The 16,544-nt window shown below is 62.4% G+C and carries 14 protein-coding genes; 5 read left to right on the top strand and 9 right to left on the bottom strand.

The features are described 5' to 3' along the window. The first annotated feature begins 61 nt into the window (after positions 1 to 61). Positions 62 to 1,000, top strand: coding sequence for a LysR family transcriptional regulator (locus Q0030_RS07460; RefSeq protein WP_298364827.1), 939 nt, complete (start codon positions 62 to 64; stop codon positions 998 to 1,000). A 354-nt stretch (positions 1,001 to 1,354) separates the two neighbouring features. Here the strand turns inward: Q0030_RS07460 and Q0030_RS07455 are convergent, their stop codons facing one another. From Q0030_RS07455 to Q0030_RS07445, 3 genes are all read right to left on the bottom strand, one after another. Continuing rightward, positions 1,355 to 2,326 (bottom strand): helix-turn-helix domain-containing protein, encoded by a 972-nt coding sequence (locus tag Q0030_RS07455; RefSeq protein ID WP_298364825.1) that lies wholly within the window; start codon positions 2,324 to 2,326, stop codon positions 1,355 to 1,357. Positions 2,327 to 2,811: 485 nt separating this feature from the next. After that, positions 2,812 to 3,009, bottom strand: a complete 198-nt coding sequence (locus Q0030_RS07450; RefSeq protein WP_298364820.1) for a hypothetical protein — start codon at positions 3,007 to 3,009, stop codon at positions 2,812 to 2,814. 3 nt (positions 3,010 to 3,012) lie between these two features. Then, positions 3,013 to 3,363, bottom strand: coding sequence for a hypothetical protein (locus Q0030_RS07445; RefSeq protein WP_298364817.1), 351 nt, complete (start codon positions 3,361 to 3,363; stop codon positions 3,013 to 3,015). Between the two features lie 88 nt (positions 3,364 to 3,451). Here Q0030_RS07445 and Q0030_RS07440 point away from each other — a divergent pair, with 88 nt between their 5' ends. Beyond that, positions 3,452 to 5,257, top strand: coding sequence for an autotransporter domain-containing protein (locus Q0030_RS07440; RefSeq protein ID WP_298364814.1), 1,806 nt, complete (start codon positions 3,452 to 3,454; stop codon positions 5,255 to 5,257). 437 nt (positions 5,258 to 5,694) lie between these two features. Here Q0030_RS07440 and Q0030_RS07435 read toward each other — a convergent pair whose 3' ends face one another. Then, positions 5,695 to 6,012 (bottom strand): hypothetical protein, encoded by a 318-nt coding sequence (locus Q0030_RS07435; RefSeq protein ID WP_298364812.1) that lies wholly within the window; start codon positions 6,010 to 6,012, stop codon positions 5,695 to 5,697. A gap of 268 nt (positions 6,013 to 6,280) precedes the next feature. On the opposite strand from Q0030_RS07435, the gene Q0030_RS07430 reads away from it, so the two are divergent. Beyond that, complete coding sequence (locus Q0030_RS07430) at positions 6,281 to 8,050, top strand: adenylate/guanylate cyclase domain-containing protein (RefSeq protein ID WP_298364802.1); 1,770 nt, start codon at positions 6,281 to 6,283, stop codon at positions 8,048 to 8,050. Positions 8,051 to 8,316: 266 nt separating this feature from the next. On the opposite strand, the gene Q0030_RS07425 is transcribed toward Q0030_RS07430, so the two are convergent. The 5 genes from Q0030_RS07425 to Q0030_RS07405 all read right to left on the bottom strand — a co-directional run bounded on the left by Q0030_RS07425 (position 8,317) and on the right by Q0030_RS07405 (position 13,510). Beyond that, positions 8,317 to 8,673 carry a DUF1330 domain-containing protein gene (locus tag Q0030_RS07425; protein ID WP_298365735.1) on the bottom strand — a complete coding sequence of 119 codons (357 nt, stop codon included), beginning with the start codon at positions 8,671 to 8,673 and terminating at the stop codon, positions 8,317 to 8,319. A 658-nt stretch (positions 8,674 to 9,331) separates the two neighbouring features. Continuing rightward, positions 9,332 to 10,156, bottom strand: a complete 825-nt coding sequence (locus tag Q0030_RS07420; protein WP_298364800.1) for a carbohydrate ABC transporter permease — start codon at positions 10,154 to 10,156, stop codon at positions 9,332 to 9,334. Then, positions 10,153 to 11,085 carry a sugar ABC transporter permease gene (locus Q0030_RS07415; protein WP_298365733.1) on the bottom strand — a complete coding sequence of 311 codons (933 nt, stop codon included), beginning with the start codon at positions 11,083 to 11,085 and terminating at the stop codon, positions 10,153 to 10,155. Before Q0030_RS07415 ends, Q0030_RS07420 begins: the two co-directional genes overlap by 4 nt. Before the next feature lie 5 nt (positions 11,086 to 11,090). Continuing rightward, positions 11,091 to 12,413, bottom strand: a complete 1,323-nt coding sequence (locus Q0030_RS07410) for a sugar ABC transporter substrate-binding protein (protein ID WP_298364797.1) — start codon at positions 12,411 to 12,413, stop codon at positions 11,091 to 11,093. Positions 12,414 to 12,655: 242 nt separating this feature from the next. Beyond that, a complete protein-coding gene (locus Q0030_RS07405) occupies positions 12,656 to 13,510 on the bottom strand; it encodes a VOC family protein (RefSeq protein WP_298364794.1) in 855 nt (284 codons plus the stop codon). Between the two features lie 73 nt (positions 13,511 to 13,583). Between Q0030_RS07405 and Q0030_RS07400 the strand changes: the two genes are divergently transcribed. Both Q0030_RS07400 and Q0030_RS07395 read left to right on the top strand, forming a co-directional pair. Next, complete coding sequence (locus Q0030_RS07400) at positions 13,584 to 14,951, top strand: FAD-dependent oxidoreductase (RefSeq protein WP_298364791.1); 1,368 nt, start codon at positions 13,584 to 13,586, stop codon at positions 14,949 to 14,951. A 223-nt stretch (positions 14,952 to 15,174) separates the two neighbouring features. After that, complete coding sequence (locus Q0030_RS07395; protein ID WP_298364780.1) at positions 15,175 to 16,362, top strand: 6-phosphofructokinase; 1,188 nt, start codon at positions 15,175 to 15,177, stop codon at positions 16,360 to 16,362. Positions 16,363 to 16,544 lie beyond the last annotated feature (182 nt).

Here is a 16,544-nt window from a genome sequence, read left to right as displayed (position 1 = left end):
GCTGTAGTTTGAAAGTCGGATTTTGAGACATCCCTGTAGCCTCTGGACTAAGGGGGCAGAAATGGACTGGTCGGACCGCATCGGCCGCCGCATCAAGCTGCGCGACCTTCACGTGATGCTCGCCGTGGCGGAATCGGGCAGCATGGCGAAGGCATCGCAGAAGCTGGCGATCTCCCATCCCGTCGTGTCCAAGACAATTTCCGATCTCGAGCAAACGCTTGGGGTAAAGCTGTTCGATCGCACCTCGCAGGGGGTGGAAGTAACCAACTGCGGGGCAGCCCTGCTCAAATGCGGCGTCAATGTCTTCGACGAGATGCGGCAGGGGCTGAAGCAGATCGAATTCCTCACCGACCCGACGTCGGGCGAACTGGCGGTTGGTTGCTCCGAAATCATGAATGCCGGCATCATGCCGGCGATCTGTGAGCGCCTGCTGCAGCAGCATCCGGGCGTGCAGTTGCAGGTGATCCACGCCGACGTGGCGCTGTTGCAGTTCAATCCGTTACGTGAGCGCAAGGTCGAACTCTTGGTAGGGCGACTGCCGGATCCTTTTGTCGAGGATGACCTGGCGGTCGAGCTATTGCTGCAGGAGCCGTTTGTCGCGGTCGCCGGCGTGAACAGCCCGTGGGCGCGCCGGCGTCGCGTCGAGCTTGCCGATTTGATGGAGGAATCCTGGGTGCTTCCGCCGCTTGACAGCACGCCTGGCAGAATCATCTCGGGAATCTTCGTCGCCAGCGGATTGAGATCGCCGCGGCCAGAGATTGCCACGCTGTCGATTCAACTGACCACCACACTGATCGCGACCAGCAAATTCGTTGGCGTTCTGCCAAACTCCGTTGCTCAGTTCAGTTCCCGACGCGTGGGATTGAAAATCCTGCCTGCAAAGATTCCGGCTACCCTTGATGCGATCGCCATTCTCACTGTGAAAAACCGCACCCCGGGTCCGTTGGCGAAATTGTTCATTGAACATGCGAGAGCTGTGGCAAAATCGTTGTCGACGTGATCTGAGCGAGCCCTCTGTTCAACGGGTTTTCCACGCGCCTTGAATTCGTCGACGGTCACTTTGCGCCAGTCGCGACCGCATGATTGAGGTCGCCCGTTGGCCCATCGCAATATACCGCGCTGCCGCACGAACTTGGTCGCTATAGGAGCAAAGCGGACGTAGTCACCAGTCACATGACGCCGCCGGGTTTATAGGTACACGGCCTAGTTAGTGCTCCTTGATTCCGAAGTTCGTATAAGAGTGAGCCGCATGTGCTTGCGAACGTCGGAATCGGAGCGCCAGCCACTGCGCAACGAAAACGAAGAGCCAAGGCGCGATAACGATTCGATCCGTATCTATCGCGCTTTGGCGCGCTCAACGCCGCATCGCGGCGCGGACGTCGGCGGGCGTCGCGCCGTAGCGCCGGCGGAACGTGCGGTTGAAATAGGACAGGTCGCCGAAGCCGGCTTCGAACGCGATGCTGCTGATGTTGCGATCGCGCCAGCGCGGATCGGTCAGCAGCCGATGGCTCCGCGTCAGGCGGGCGTTGAGGACGAATTCGGTGAAGCTCGTTCCCTCGTCGGCGAACAGGCGCTGAAGACTGCGCGGAGAGAGATTCCGACGCGCCGCGACGGTGATCAGCGTGAGGTCGGGATCAGAGAAATGCGCATGGATATCGGCTTTGGCGGCGGCAAGCCGCGCGGCGCGCAAGCCCCGGTCCTTTGCCACAGCCGCCCCGTCGCGGGTGGCGCCGATCACCAACGCCGCGAGGTCGTAGATATGGGTGACGACGACTTGCCGCAGTTCGGGCGTCGACATCGGATCCATGCGGATCAGCTTTTGCAGATAGAAGGTAAGCAGTTTTACGGCTTCGGTATCGCGCGGCACCGGGCGCATGAGCGCATCTTCGGGATACGACACGAGCGGCGTAAGCGCGTTGCGCCGCAGCCGCAAGCTGAGGAATCGCGTCAGCGACGGAGAGATGCTCACCCACGGCTCCGTGGTCGACATCAGGATGGCATCGCCGGCAGCGCCGGTGACCTCGCGACCCCGGTGCGATAGGACGGGCGTGCCGCTCAGCGAGATGCGGAGCATGAGGTGGTCGGTGCCGTCGAGCAGGTCGTGCGTCACGGCAGTGCGTAGATTGCCGAGGCTCCAGGATCCAAAGCACAGCTCGGGCAGCGCCTGCGCCGTCGTCTCGGCGTGGAAGGGCCCGTCATGCAACGGCATCGTGTCGAATTGAAAGACGCGGCGTCCGATCGCTTCGCGCCATATCGCGAGCCGGTTCTGCGCCGGCCATTCGGCGGTCGAAAAACGGAGCGTCGTGGGCTCTGGGGACTCTGACATCATGGGCTCGTCGGCGTATGCGCTCTGATCTGTGTGGCCGCATTGTAGCACTAGGTTCAAAAATCAAGGCTGGCGTCTCAGTCCCAAGTCCGTGACGCGGCAGCCCAAGCGGGCTCATCCGGCGATCCCTACACGTCGTATCCCTAGGAGTCGACGAGGGAGTTTGGGATGCAGGTCTCGGAACAGGACAGGGCGCCGACCGGCGCGGCTGTTCCACGCCGGTTCGGCGTGCGCGCGCCTTCGATGGCGCGCGTCACGGTCTGGGCGTTGCTGCTCGGCACAATCCTGATGCCGCGGACGGGCGAGGCGCAGGACGCGACATGGAGTGCCCATCCTGTCTCGAATGACTGGAACGACCCCGCCAACTGGAGTTCCAACTTCCCGCCGACGGGAACCGCGACTTTCGGCGCCTCCAGCCAAACCGCGATCACGGCTCCGCAAATAGTCTCGGTCGGGACGATTGTGTTGAACAGCGATGCGCCGGCCTACAGGTTCAGCGTGGGCTTGAATTTTACCGACCGGGGAATCGTCAACAATTCAAACTTTGCTCCGGTTTTCGATAGCGGGGTTAGTTTTAGTAACGCCAGTTCGGCCGGCAACGCCATCATCAACACGACTTCTGGCGGGGCATTTTTCAACAACACCAGCACCGCGGCCAATGCCACGATCAACAACGGCAGCACCGTTCACTTTGCGGACAGCAGCTCGGCCGGCAACGCTGCCATCAACAGTCTCAATTCTGTTATTTCCGAGATACATTTTTTCAACACCAGCTCGGCTGGCAACGCCCATATCAGCAACGGCTTCTCTCTGACCTTTGACGACAAAAGCACGGCGGCCAACGCCGTCGTTGCCAACCCTCGCGGCGGTGACGTGATTTTTGCCGCCAGCAGCACGGCTGCTAACGCAAGCATCACGAACAACAGTATTGTGAATTTTGAATTTTCCAGTACCGCCGCCAATGCCAGCATCACGAACTTCGGCAACAGCAGGCTCTTTTTTGGTGATGCCAGCAGCGCCGGCAATGCGACGATCATCAACAACGCCGGTGGGCAGACATTCTTTAATGCTCAAGCTACTGGCGGCAATGCGCGTTTCATCAACAACGCCGGTGGCGTGTTCGACATGTCGAACTTGGCAAGCGCCGGCACGACGGCGGGCTCGATCGAGGGGGCGGGGTCCTATGTTCTCGGTAGCAAGACTCTGACGGTCGGCTCCAACAATCTCAGCACCGAGGTGTCCGGCGTCATCAGCGGCACCGGCGGCCGCCTGGTCAAGGTCGGCACCGGCACGCTGACGCTGTCAGGTGCTAACACCTACACGGGCGCCACCACGATCAATGCCGGAACGCTCGCCGTCAACGGCTCGATCGCGCAATCGGCGGTGAGCGTCAACGGCGGCGGCGCGCTCGCCGGCATCGGCACCGTCGGCGCGACCACGATCGCCGGCGGCGGCACGGTCTCGCCTGGCGGTGGCGCGATTGGCGCGATCGGCACGCTCCATATTGCCGGCAGCATGGCTATGCTGCCGGGCGCCATCTACGCCCTCGACCTCAGCGCGGCCGGACGGAGCGACAGGATCGCTGCGAGTGGAGCAGCTAATCTTTCCGGCGGAACCGTGCGGTTGACGTCGGTGAACGGTTTCCTCTTCAACACGCCCTACACGATTCTGACCGCAGCGGGAGGAAGGACCGGCACATTCTCGGGCTTAATGTCCGGCACCAGCAGCTTCGCCTTCATCGCGCCCAGTCTGACCTATGATGCCAACGACGTATTCCTGACGTTTGCGCGCAACAATGTGCGCTTTGCGACCGCAGCGCAAACGCGCAATCAGATCGCGACGGGGACCGGGTTGGACGGCCTCGGCCGCGGGCCGGCGTTCAACGCGCTCGCCTTCAGTACGACGCCGGCGCAGGCGCGTTTTGCGTTCGACCAGCTCTCCGGCGAGCTGCACGCGAGCGCGGCGGGCGCAATGCTCGATGAGTCGCGTGACGTCCGTGACGCCGTGATCGGCCGGCTGCGGCAGCCTTTCGGCAGCGCGGACGGACCGTCTGCGGCGCTCGCCGGCATCGGTCCTCAGGCCGTCGCGATCGACGGCAGCGGCGCTTCGGCCTACGCGGCCGAACCGGCCTTCAAGGCCGCGCCGAAATTTCTGCCGCAGGAGCGGGTGATGACCGCCTGGGCGCAAGCCGTCGGCGATTGGGGACACACGGGCAGCGACGGCAATGCCGCCGCGCTCAGGCGCGAGACCGGCGGCTACACCCAGTCCTTGCTGCATGTCGATGACCGCCGCTCCGGCGCCGCCATCAACAATTATCACCTCGCGCTCTATGGCGGTGGTCAGCTCGACGCCTGGGCTCTGCGCGGCGGCGCCGCCTTCACCGCGCACAGCATCGATACCGATCGCGCGATCGTGTTTCCCGGCTTCTTCGACGCCGCCAAGGCGAGCTACGACGGCCACACCGCCCAGGTGTTCGGCGAGATCGGCCGCGGTTTCGCACTCGGCCCTGTCGCGCTCGAACCGTTCGCGGGGCTTGCCTACGTGCATCTCGACACCGGCCATTTTGCCGAGACCGGCAGCGCGGCGCTCAGCGGCGGCGGCGATGCCTTGGCTACCGCCTTCACCACGCTCGGGCTGCGCGGCGAGGGCGCGGTAGCGCTGGCTGACGGCAAGCCGCTGACGGTGCGCGGCACGCTCAGCTGGCGGCATGCCTTCGGCGATGTGAGGCCGGAAACGCTGCTGGCGTTTTCCGGCGGCGGGACACCGTTCACGGTTGCCGGCATACCGATCGCGCGCGATGCGTTGCTGGTCGAAGCGGGTCTCGGCTTCAACCTGGCGCGCAACGCCAGCGTTGGCCTGATCTATTCGGGACAGCTTGCGCGCGATTCGCACGATCACACCGCCAAGGGCGAGATCAACTGGAAATTCTAGAGCGTTTTCGAGCGAAGTGGACACCGGTTCGCGTGAAGAAAACGCGTCAAACAAGAATCTAGAGCCCCGTTCCGATTCCATCGGAACGGAAAAGGCTCTAGTGCTCCGATTCCGAAGTCCGTCGGCATCTGCGGCTCCCGCTCACACGAACTTCGGAAGCAAGGGTAGTAGGGCGCGTACTCATAAACGCCAGCGGTCCGATATCCATCGAAGGGACATGCTGTTCACGCGGCTCGACTTCCGCGAGTGACCCAATATGGAAGTTGGCCCTTGGCCCCGCAGGGACCCCAGCCTATTGCGTCTTGGCAGGTGGCAGATCGATGTTCCAGCTATCAACGGCAGCCACCATTTGCCGTCCTCATTCACGAAGGTTATCCCGTAGCTCCCTTTGGCGATCCGCCCATTAGGGTCAATAGGGGTCATCATCCAATGACCGCTCACGGCGACGGTTGTAGAATTGAGTAGCGCGAAGTTTTCGCAGGTACCGGAAATGGTCTTAGACGTCTTAAAACCTTCCGCGTAGCTTTTTTCTGAATGGCTTCACGCCCGATGAGTATGCCCGCAACTGGCGCGGGACCGATGAACATATCCCTCTCGGAATAGAAACCCTCCGCCAACTTTGCAGCATCCCCCGTTGCTCCCAGCACGCTGAAGTTTTCGCAAGCCGCTTTTGCGCCGGCGATGGCATCTTGTGCAAATGCTGGCGCCGTCAGTACGAGACTGAATAGAGCAAAAACAATCAGTGGCCGTTGCATTGTGGTTCCTCCACATGCATCCGGGTTAAAACACAGCGACCTTATAACAACAGAGAAACTTGGCGAGAATGGTTGGCAGGACCTCCGATTAGTTTGAGACCTGCCGGTCGGTCCTAAAGACGTCTGCTCACTCGGGCTGACCGGAAGTCGTAGCTCCAGAGCCAAACCGACGCTCCTGACCCTGAGCCGACTTCGCGAACCCGATGGACACACCCCGGTTCCGACGCATAGACTTGACCGACTACTACGCTGGGTCGGAGCGTTCCACATGGCCGAGACGCGGGTCGAACGCAGGCTTGCTGCCATCTTCGCAGCCGATGTCGCGGGCTACTCGCGCCTGATGGGTGCTGATGAAGTCGGCACGCTGAGCGCCTTGAAGACGCATCGCCGCGAAGTCGTCGATCATGCGATCGCCCAGCATCACGGCCGGATCGTCAAGACCACCGGCGACGGCATGCTGGTTGAGTTCGCCAGTGCTGTCGATGCCGTCACCTGCGCGGTCGAGGTTCAGAGGAAAATGGCGCAACGGGCGGCCGAAGGGAATGGGCCGCGTATCCAGTTCCGGGTCGGAATAAATATTGGCGACATCATCATTGATGGCGACGATATTTTTGGGGAGGGGGTCAATATCGCAGCACGGGTCGAGAATGAGTGCGAGCCGGGCGGCGTGTGCCTGTCCAGCACCGCTTTCGAGCAGGTCCGAGGTAAGACCGGTTTTTCGTTTGAGGATCTCGGTGAGAGATCGCTGAAGAACATCGAGCAACCAGTGCGGCTTTATGCGGCGCATTCGGTCGACTTATCAGCCGTGTCCAGCGCCAATTCGCCCGCCGAAACCAAACCCTTGCCGCTTCCCGACAAACCGTCGATCGCGGTGCTGCCATTCCACAACATGAGCGGGGACCCGGAACAGGAGTACTTCGCCGATGGTATCGCTGAAGACGTGCTGACCACTTTATCGAAGATCCAAGAGCTGATGGTCATAGCCCGCAATTCGAGTTTTGTGTTCAAGGGACAGGTGCGGGACATCCGCGAAATCGGGCGAATACTCGGCGCTCGCTATGTGCTGGAAGGGAGCGTGCGCAAGGCCGGCAAGCGAGTGAGATTGGCGGCACAGTTGATTGACAGCCTGAACGGCGCCCATGTGTGGGCCGACCGTTTCGAGGGCGACCTCGACGACGTGTTCGAGCTTCAGGATCGGATCACGCAGGACATCGTCGCCGCGCTCGAGGTTCGGTTGACGTTTGGCGAACAGGTGCGGGTATGGCGCAAACGCTCGGGTAGCCCGTTGGTTTACGAGCATTTCCACAAGGGTCGAACCCTGTACGTCAACTTTGCCAAGCACACTCACGCACAAGCACGCAGCGAGTTCGAACGAGCGTTGGAGATCAACCCCGTCTTTACGCCGGCGCTTGGTCTGTTGGGGTTCACATTGACCGACCAGGCTCGCTTTGGTTGGGAAAAGGACGAGGCGACAACCTACGAAGCGGCACTGGACTGCGCGGCTCGTGCTCTGAAAATCGACCCCGACAGCCCTGACGCATACGTGGCGTTGGGTTACACGCGCCTCTATCAACGTCGCCACGACGATGCCTTGGCTGCCGGAGAGAAAGCGATTGCCCTCTCCCCCAACAACGCGGGCGCCTACCATATGGCAGCTCTGTTTCACAGCTATGATGGCAATTTCCGAAAAGCCGCCCAGTATGAAGAGCAGGCGCAGCGGCTCAGCCCGCTCCGTCGCAACGAATCGATGGTCGACGCGGCGCGGGCGAAGTTTCACCTCGGTGATCTTGTCGCCGCACGAGACATTGCCTCCCGTGTCTTAACCGAGAAGCCACGCTGGCTGACTGCGCAATCGATTCTTGTGGCGGCGCTCTGGAACCTCGGCAATGAGGATGAGTCGCGCGTCATGGTAAGCAAAATGCTGGCCAACCACCCCAATCTGACCGCCAGTCGCTGGGGGCAGCGATTGCCTTATCGGCACCAGAAGGATCTCGATTCATTCGTTACGCCATTGCGCCTCGCCGGGTTACCCGAATAAACGATAGCCCATCGTAATCTGCGGCTGCTGGTGTATGCCGGCAGCGCGCAATCAAATGTCGGCTCCTGGCCCTTTTGCGAAGTGGCGGCCGACACCGAGTTCGTCCGATTAATGGGTTAGACCGGAAGTGAACGGCCGACTGTCAAAAACGGCGCTTTTGACTCGGAGCCGACCTCATCGACCGGGCGGAGCGGACCCGCCAGGACGCTCGGAATAGTGACGAGGCCGCCAATTCAGGCGGCCTCGGTTTTGCAAAAATCCATCGGCTATTGCGGAACGCCCTCGACGACGAAACTGCGGAATTTCGCCATCTTGTCGCGGAGCGGCAGGAGATCCTTGAAGGCCGCTGAATTGCGGTAGGCCTGGACTTGTTCGAGGCTATCCCACTGTTGAATGACGATGCGCGGTTTCGGCGGTTCTCCTTCGAGCGTGGTGGTCTTGCCTCCGGCGGCAAGGAATTTACCACCGGCTGCTTTGATCGCGGCCTGAGCTTTCGGGACGTAGTCCTTCAAATAGGACTCCATGTTCCCGGGGTCGATTTCAACGACCTGGTAGACGGGTGGCTTGGCCTGGGCGTGAAGCCCCTGAACCGCGACCGCGCCAAGTCCGAAGCCCGCGAGCACTGCCAACGTGACGCTGTATTGGGTTCTCATGACTTTCCCCTCTGAATATTGCAGGATTCACCGCGCGCTGACGCACGCGGCAGGGCGAGTGCTGGTAGCACCGGCAAAAAAATACGTCGGTCTATCTAGGTGCGATGCCCGCCGACGGCTTCGACGCTGCCGCTAAAAAAATCGGGACCTCGGCACGTCCCGCTGGCAGCTCCCAAAAGGCAATGGGTAGAACATACATCAGTGGCAAGGATGTCGGAAGAGGCATCGCGGTCACGATGTCCCGCTATACGCCCACTATTAGGGGACAAGCGAAAGTGGCTCAGATATCGTCAAGCCGACGTGATTGACCTCCAAACCGACATGCCGTGGTCACCCGGCGATGTCCGGTTTTAGGGGGTAGAGGGCTGCGGCCGTGAACAAGGCGCGCTCCCCCCCCTCTCGCCTGCGACGTGGAAGCGTCAGTTGCAGAAGCCCGCAAATGCCATACGCGATAGCTTTGGGGTTGAGGGGACGTTTGCACAATTTCGGAATATTAGAAGAATATCTCTGAATTGCCCGACGTGTCAAGTTGCTGGCCGAACGCCGGACGACGCCGCCTACTTTGCATGGGGTTGTTTTCGATATTTTGGCAGCGCCCCCCGCGACGGCCCCATCACTTCACAGTGCTCTAACCACCCTTCACCGCACCCGCGGTGAGCCCCGCCACGATCTGCCGCTGCGCGACCACGGTGAGCAGCAGCACCGGCGCCGTCACGATCAGCGCGGCGGCGGCGAGCGGGCCCCAGCTCAGCTGGTCGAACGAGATCATGTTGTAGACCGCGACCGGCAGTGTGCGCGTCTCGCGCCCGGCCAGCACGATGCCGAACACGAAGTTGTTCCAGGAGAAGATCACCGCGAGGATGAAGGCGACCGCGAGCCCGGGCTTGGCGATCGGCAGCGCGACATGGCGGAACACCTGCCAGCGCGTGGCACCGTCGATCAGCGCGGCCTCCTCCAGCTCCAGCGGCGTGGTCTCGAAATAGCCGATCATGATCCAGATTACGATCGGCACCGTGACCACGAGGTGGATGATGATCTGCGGCACCAGCGTGCCGAGCAGGCCGAGCCACTGGAATAGCAGGAACAGCGGGATCAGATACGACAGGCCCGGCGTGATGCGCGCGATCAGGATCACGATCGCCGATTTATGCGCGGCCATCCGGGCAATGCCGTAACCGGCGGGCACGCCGACCAGCATCGCGAGGCCCGTGGCGCAGCCGGTGACGATCAGGCTGTTGCTGAAATAGGTCAGGAAGCGGTTGGAAGCGAACACGTCGGCATAGTTCTTCCAGGCGATATGCTCCGGGAAGAACACCGGCGGATAGGAGGCGTTGTCGATCTCGAACTTGAGCGACAGCGAGGCCATCCAGAGGAAGAACAGGATCGCCGGCGAGACGATGACGAACACCGACAGCCACAATCCGATCCGGCCGAGGATATAGCGCGGGTTCATGCGTCGTCTCCGAGCTCTGACGACCACAGCAGGCGCTTGCGTAAGTAGAGCAGCAGCGCTGCCAGCGCCACGATCAGGAGGAAGAACACCACCGCGATCGCCGAGCCGTAGCCGAGATCGTAATAGACGAACGCGACGCTGTAGAGATAGACGTTGATGGTCTCCGATGCCGAGCCCGGCCCGCCTTGCGTGATCGCGAAGATGATGTCGAAGCTTTTCACCGCGTCGATCATGCGGATCATCCCGGCGATGAACAGGAACGGCATGATCAGGGGTAGCGTGATGAAGCGGAACACCTGCCAGAAATTGGCGCCGTCGATCTGCGCGCTCTCGTAAGGCTCGGTCGGGATCGCGGCGAGGCCGCCAAGCACGATCAGCATCACCAGCGGCGTCCATTGCCAGGTCTCGACCAGCACCAGCGAGGGGATCACCGTCGTCGGGTTGAACACCCAGAGCTGCGGCGGCAGGCCGACCAGCGACAGCAGATAGTTCAAGACGCCAAGTTGCGGGTGGAACATCATGGTCCACACCAGCGCGATCGCCACCGGGGTCGCCATCATCGGCATGATGAAGATGCCGCGCCAGAAGCCGCGCGCGGCGAATTTCTGGTGAAACACCACCGCCGCCAGCGTGCCGAACACCAGCGGCAGCACCACCGACAGGGCGGTGTAGGACAGCGTGTGTCCGACCGCCTCGACGAAGCGCGGATCGGTCGGCAGCCGCAGATAGTTGGCGAGCCCGACGAAGGTGGTGGGCGAGCCGACCTTCCATTCCCGTAGGCTCATCCAGATCGTGAATACCCATGGAAAGATGATCACCGCCAGCACCACGACGAGCGCCGGGATCACGAATGGCCAGTAGGACGGCGGACGCCATTCACGCGCCGGCGCGGCGTTGTTCTCGGTCGCCGCCGGCTCAGCCTGTGTCACCACGCTCACGCTTTTTCACTACGCTCCAGGATGGGGCGGAATTGCTCGTGCGCCTTCTTCAACTCGGTGGCGGGATCGGCACCCGACAGCGTCGCGGTCAGCGCCGCCCCGACGATGTCGCGGAATTCGGCGACCGGGATGATGACGGGCAGGCCGAGCTTCGAGATCTTGGCGGAATCGACCACCGACTGCAGCCATTCCTTGGTCTTGACGCCCTTGGCGACCTCGGGGTCGTCGACGACGGAGTTGCGGAACGGCACGCCGCCGCCGGCCTGCAGCAGGCGTGCGCCCTGACCGCGCGAGACCACCCATTGGCAGAGCAGGTACGCGGCCTCCTTGTTCTTGCTTGCCGCGGCGATGCCGACGCCATCGCCATAGGTCGACGAGAACTTGCCCTTGGGTCCGGCGGGCACCAGCGTGTAGCCGACCTTGCCCACCACGCGCGAGGCGTTGGGGTCTTCCAGCGGCGGTGCCCAGCCGTCGGCATCGATCCACATCGCGGATCGGCCTTGCGTGAACGAGGCCATCGACTCCATCCAGTTGAAGCCGGCGACGCCGGGAGGCGCACATTTCGTCAGCAGCCGCTGATAGAGCTTGGTGGCCTCAATCGCCTCGGGGCCGTCGGTCAGGATGTTGCCCTTCGCGTCGAGGAATTCGCCGCCATAGTTCAGATAGAAGTTGGTCCACATCGCCATGTTGGCGTTGCGCAGGCCGCGGCCGACGAAGCCGTAGATGCCTTCCTTCGGATCGGTCAGCTTCTCGGCGGCGACCGCCATCTCGTCCAGCGTCCTCGGGACCTCGACGCCCTTCTTCTGGAACAACTCCTTGTTGTAGTAGAGGATGAAATAGTCGACCGACCACGGCAGCGACAGCATCTGACCCTTGTCGTTGCGCGCATATTGCAGGCCGGCGGCGGAGAAATCGCTCTCGACGAGGTCCGGCAGCGTCATGCTCGGATCCTTGAGATAGCCCGACATGTCGGCGAGCCAGCCGGCTTTCTCGAACTGCCGCTTCTGCACGTGATAGCTGAGGTGGACGACGTCGAAGCTCGGCTTGCCCGAGGACAGCTCGATCACGCATTTCTGGCGCTGCTGCTGCTCGGGGACCTGCTCCGATTCGACCTTGATGCCGGTGAGCTCGGTGAATTCCTTGATGTATTTCTGCAGGTTGTCGCCACGCGGCCCCTTGGCGAGGCTGACTTCGAGCGTGGTGCCGGAATATTTCTTCCAGTTGACCTCGGCACGGGCCGGAAATCCGGTCAATCCAACGGCGCCTGCGGCAGCGGTGCCGGCCAGCATTTGCCGGCGCGAGATCAGGTGATGCGACATGTTTCTCTCCCTGGACGGTTCTTGTTTGGGAGAGATAGTAGAGCATGATCCGGAAAAGTGGAAACCGGTTTTCCCTCGCGACAAACGCAAAAGCGTTTGAGCGGAGATCATGCTCTAGAAATTGAGCGAGAACATTGATGCGATTTGCGATCGCATCAATGTCTGAGCGTCTCAACTTTCCATGCCTAGCCCCCAGATGCCCGGCGCCGTTGCATAACGCCGCGCCGAGCACGGTATGGCAATTATGCCTTGACGAAGGCGAGCAGGGTGCCGTTTGCAGCCGCCGGCGGCACGGTGATGCCGCCATTGCTCTTCACGCCGGTTGTACCGAGCGCCTTCTCGGTTGCGGCGAGGTCGGCCGCGATCACGAGGCCCGCGCCGCCGCGCTCGGACAGGCCATCCAGCGATACGCCGGGGTAGCGTTTGCCGACCTGGTCCCTGGTCAGGAACACGAAGTCGGCACGATCGCCGCCGGACGGCACCGCAACCGCACCGTCAGGATCGTGCCTCGCGGCGATATCGATCATCTTGGAGAGATGCGCGGCGTCGGTTGCGGGATCGGGCGAGACGATCAGCACCTGCTTGAGGCGTTTTGCCCCATTGGCGTGCGTCATCAATTCGGGGATCCACACCGTATCGCGGGTCTTGTGCTGGCAGGCGAAGATGCGGACGCCGCCGGGCGCCTCGGCGGTCGGCCACTGGAAGGTGCGGAATTTCGCGGCTGAGACCGTGCCGTTCGGCAACGTCACCGGGCGTTCGAAATCGGTCGGCCCGATCGGCGCATAGCCGCGCGCGCGAATCTCCTCGGCACCTAGCGCCGAATCCACCGCGGTGAACGCGATGCGTTCGATGCCCTCGCCGCGCTTCTCCAGGAAGGCGCGCGCCGGAGCATTGTGTTCCGTCGGCGTCAGCACGCCGAGCAATTCCATGTAGTCGGGGTCGAACATGATGGTGTAGTTGCCCGATCCCATATGCGCGCTGTGGGTGCCGCGCGGCGATACGGTGAAGCCGAGCCGCTTGTAATTCTCGGCGGCCTTGTCGAGGTCTTTCACCATGACCACGGCGTGATCGATTCCGATGACGTTCTTGAGTGTCACTTGTTGTCTTCCCGGCTGGAATAGGAGAGTAAAGCTAACCAGAATGATCTGGCGCCCGCAAGAAAGGATCATGATGAGCAGCAATGCCGTGCGTTGGCCCAATTCGCTCTGGGCAGCAGTGACGCCAACCGGCCCCGATTGTCCCGAATTGACGGGCGCGCAGCAGGCCGATGTCGTCATCATCGGCGGCGGCTTCACCGGTCTGTCGACCGCGCTGCATCTGCGAGAGGCCAATGTCGACGTCGCGATCGTCGAGGCCGCCGAGCCGGGCTGGGGCGCCTCGGGCCGCAACAACGGCCAGGTGATCCCGACGCTGTCGCGCCCCGATCCCGAGGACATCATCAAGAGGCACGGCGCGGCCGGCGAGCGCTTCGTCGCGATGCTGCGCGACAGCGCGGCAATGCTGTTCGACGTCGTCAAGCGCTACAACATCGAGGCCGAGCAGGAGCAGGCCGGCTGGGTGCAGCCGGTGCATTCGCCGGGCCGGATCAAGATTGCGGAGCGGCGAGTGCAGCAATGGTCGAAATTCGGCGCGCCGGTCGAATTGCTGTCGCGCGACCAGACCAGGGACATGCTCGGCTCGGATGCGTGGTATGGCGGCTTCTGGAACAGGACCGGCGGTCACGTCAATCCGCTGGCGCTGGCGCGGGGTCTTGCACGCACCGTGCTCGGCCTCGGCGCGCGGATCTACGCCCGTTCGCCCGCGCTGAGCTTCGAGCGCCGCGGCGATCGTTGGGTGGTGAAGACCGAAAGGGGTGAAATCTCCGGCCGCGCGCTGGTGGTCGCGACCAATGCCTATAGCGGCGAGTTCGCGAAAACGCTGGTGCCTGAGATCGCGACCGAGGTGATGCCGGTGCTGTCGTGGCAGATGGCGACGCAGCCGCTGTCAGACAATGTCCGCAAGACCATCATCCCCGGCCGGCAGGCGATGTCGGACACCCATGGCGAGCTGTATTTCGCGCGCTACGATGCCCGCAATCGCCTCGTCACCGGCGGCGCCGTGCTCGGCGCGGGCGACAAGACCGGGCGGCTGAAGGCGCGGGTAACCGAGCGGTTGCAGCGCCTGTGGCCGCAGATCGGTGACGTCTCCTTCGACTATGTCTGGAACGGCTATGTCGGGATGACGGCGGATTTCCTGCCGCGCATGCATCGCCTCGGACCGAACGCCTATGGCTGGACCGGCTGCAACGGCCGCGCCGTCGCGCTGACCATCCCGCTCGGGCGCGAATTGGCGCGAGCCGTCCAGGGCGTGCCGGAAAGCGAGCTGGCGCTGCCGTTCACGGAGCCGGTGCAGTACATGGCGCATGGATTGTTGCGCAAGCTCGCGCCGTGGATGCTGGTGCTCTATCGGCGCCGCGATGCACAGGAGTTGGTCAGGGGCGATCGCTTCGAGTTGCTGCGTTGGGCGGAGTATTTCCTCGCCTCGCGCCGGTCGCGGTGAACGTGGAGCGGCGCCGCGCCACGCGCGCGAGATATAGAGCATGGAGGTGCCAGCCGCCCGAGGTGAGGACTGGTCAGGCAACATTGTGCTCCGAAGAATGGGAGCCCAAACTGGACCGGTGGAACGCCGCAATCACGCGGATTCCGCCGTTGGCGGATAGCGTTGTGGAAACCCTGACGCGACGCAGGCGTTATTGCCACATACCGATTCCTGGGAGATAGGCATGGCGAGGAAGCGCATTGGTATTCTCACGGGCGGCGGTGACGTCCCCGGCCTTAATGCGGTGATCAAGAGCGTGACTTATCGCGGCAGCGAGGACGACATCGAGGTTGTCGGTCTCCGCCGCGGCTGGGAGGCCCTCACTCACCTGAACCTCGACGACCCGGCCAGCAAGTCCCACTACATCATCCCGCTGAACCGCGAAAACACGCGCGTCATCGACCGGCGCGGCGGCACCGTGCTGCACTCGAGCCGCACCAATCCCTCCAAAATGAAGAAGTTGCCCGATCATCTCGCGGGCCACGACTTTCCGGTTTCCCAGAGCACCAAGGGTGGCATCGCAACCACGACGTGGGACCTCACCAGCGAGGTGCTGGCGAACCTCGCGGGGCTCGGTATCGAACATCTGATCGCCATCGGCGGCGACGATACTCTCAGCTACGCGGACGAGCTCAACCGGCGAGGCGTCAAGATCATTGCCATCCCGAAGACGATGGACAACGACGTTCGCAACACCGAATACTGCATCGGTTTCTCGACCGCGATCACCCGCGCCAGCGATGCCATCCAGCGCCAGCGCACTACCGTCGGCTCGCATGAGCGAATTGGCATTTTCCGCGTCTTTGGTCGCGATGCCGGCTTTACGGCACTCTATACCGCATACGCAACCTCGATCCGATGCGCCATACCGGAGTACAAGGTCAATCTCGACAAACTGATCCAGCTTCTCCTTGATGATAAGTACGGCAACCCAAGCAACTACGCGCTGATTGTGCTCAGCGAGGGCGCCGAGTGGGAGGGCTACACGGTGCAGGAATTCGGCGAGCCTGATGCCTACGGTCACCGCAGGAAGGCGAGCGTAGCCGAAGCGTTCGCGGACGAGATCAAGCGGCGCACCGGCGAGGAGACCATCGTCTCTGACCTCACCTACGACCTGCGGTCAGGCGATCCGGACTTCATCGACAAGCTTGTGGCGTTGACGTTCGGCAACTTGGCCTACGATGCAATCCTGGAAGGCAAAACCGGTCTGATGTCGGCGCTGGTCGAGGGCCGCTACGATCTCGTGCCGATCCCCGACGCCAAGCTCGGGCCGCGCAAATTGGACGTCGCAAGCGCGTACAACACCGAGCGCTACCGACCTCTCTATTCCAACAAGCGGGGCTTGCCGATCTTTCTCAACCGCGCTTCATAGGGCAGGTGGTAACCCCATCGAGCATGACGGGCTATGCCGGATGTGTCGATAGCCCGTATCGACACGCGGTGACGGAGGGGCCATAATTCCGTGAGGAACTTGCGCAGGGAACCTGCCGCAACCACAACGTTCCTTTTGAGCAGCGCCGTGGCCCCGGTGCAGCGAGCGCCAAGGCGACGGCG

The organism is uncultured Bradyrhizobium sp., assembly GCF_947648125.1.
Taxonomy (GTDB): Bacteria; Pseudomonadota; Alphaproteobacteria; order Rhizobiales; family Xanthobacteraceae; genus Bradyrhizobium.
This window is presented reverse-complemented; position numbering and strand designations above follow the sequence as displayed.

Excerpts from the sequence above, each read along its gene's own strand:
- Q0030_RS07410 (WP_298364797.1), bottom strand. The coding sequence starts at position 12,413 with ATGTCGCATCACCTGATCTCGCGCCGGCAAATGCTGGCCGGCACCGCT.
- Q0030_RS07430 (WP_298364802.1), top strand. The coding sequence starts at position 6,281 with ATGGCCGAGACGCGGGTCGAACGCAGGCTTGCTGCCATCTTCGCAGCC.
- Q0030_RS07395 (WP_298364780.1), top strand. The coding sequence starts at position 15,175 with ATGGCGAGGAAGCGCATTGGTATTCTCACGGGCGGCGGTGACGTCCCC.
- Q0030_RS07445 (WP_298364817.1), bottom strand. The coding sequence starts at position 3,363 with ATGATCGTCGCATTGCCGGCGCTGCTGGCATCACCAAAAAAGAGCCTG.
- Q0030_RS07435 (WP_298364812.1), bottom strand. The coding sequence starts at position 6,012 with ATGCAACGGCCACTGATTGTTTTTGCTCTATTCAGTCTCGTACTGACG.
- Q0030_RS07420 (WP_298364800.1), bottom strand. The coding sequence starts at position 10,156 with ATGAACCCGCGCTATATCCTCGGCCGGATCGGATTGTGGCTGTCGGTG.
- Q0030_RS07460 (WP_298364827.1), top strand. The coding sequence starts at position 62 with ATGGACTGGTCGGACCGCATCGGCCGCCGCATCAAGCTGCGCGACCTT.
- Q0030_RS07455 (WP_298364825.1), bottom strand. The coding sequence starts at position 2,326 with ATGTCAGAGTCCCCAGAGCCCACGACGCTCCGTTTTTCGACCGCCGAA.
- Q0030_RS07440 (WP_298364814.1), top strand. The coding sequence starts at position 3,452 with ATGTCGAACTTGGCAAGCGCCGGCACGACGGCGGGCTCGATCGAGGGG.
- Q0030_RS07400 (WP_298364791.1), top strand. The coding sequence starts at position 13,584 with ATGAGCAGCAATGCCGTGCGTTGGCCCAATTCGCTCTGGGCAGCAGTG.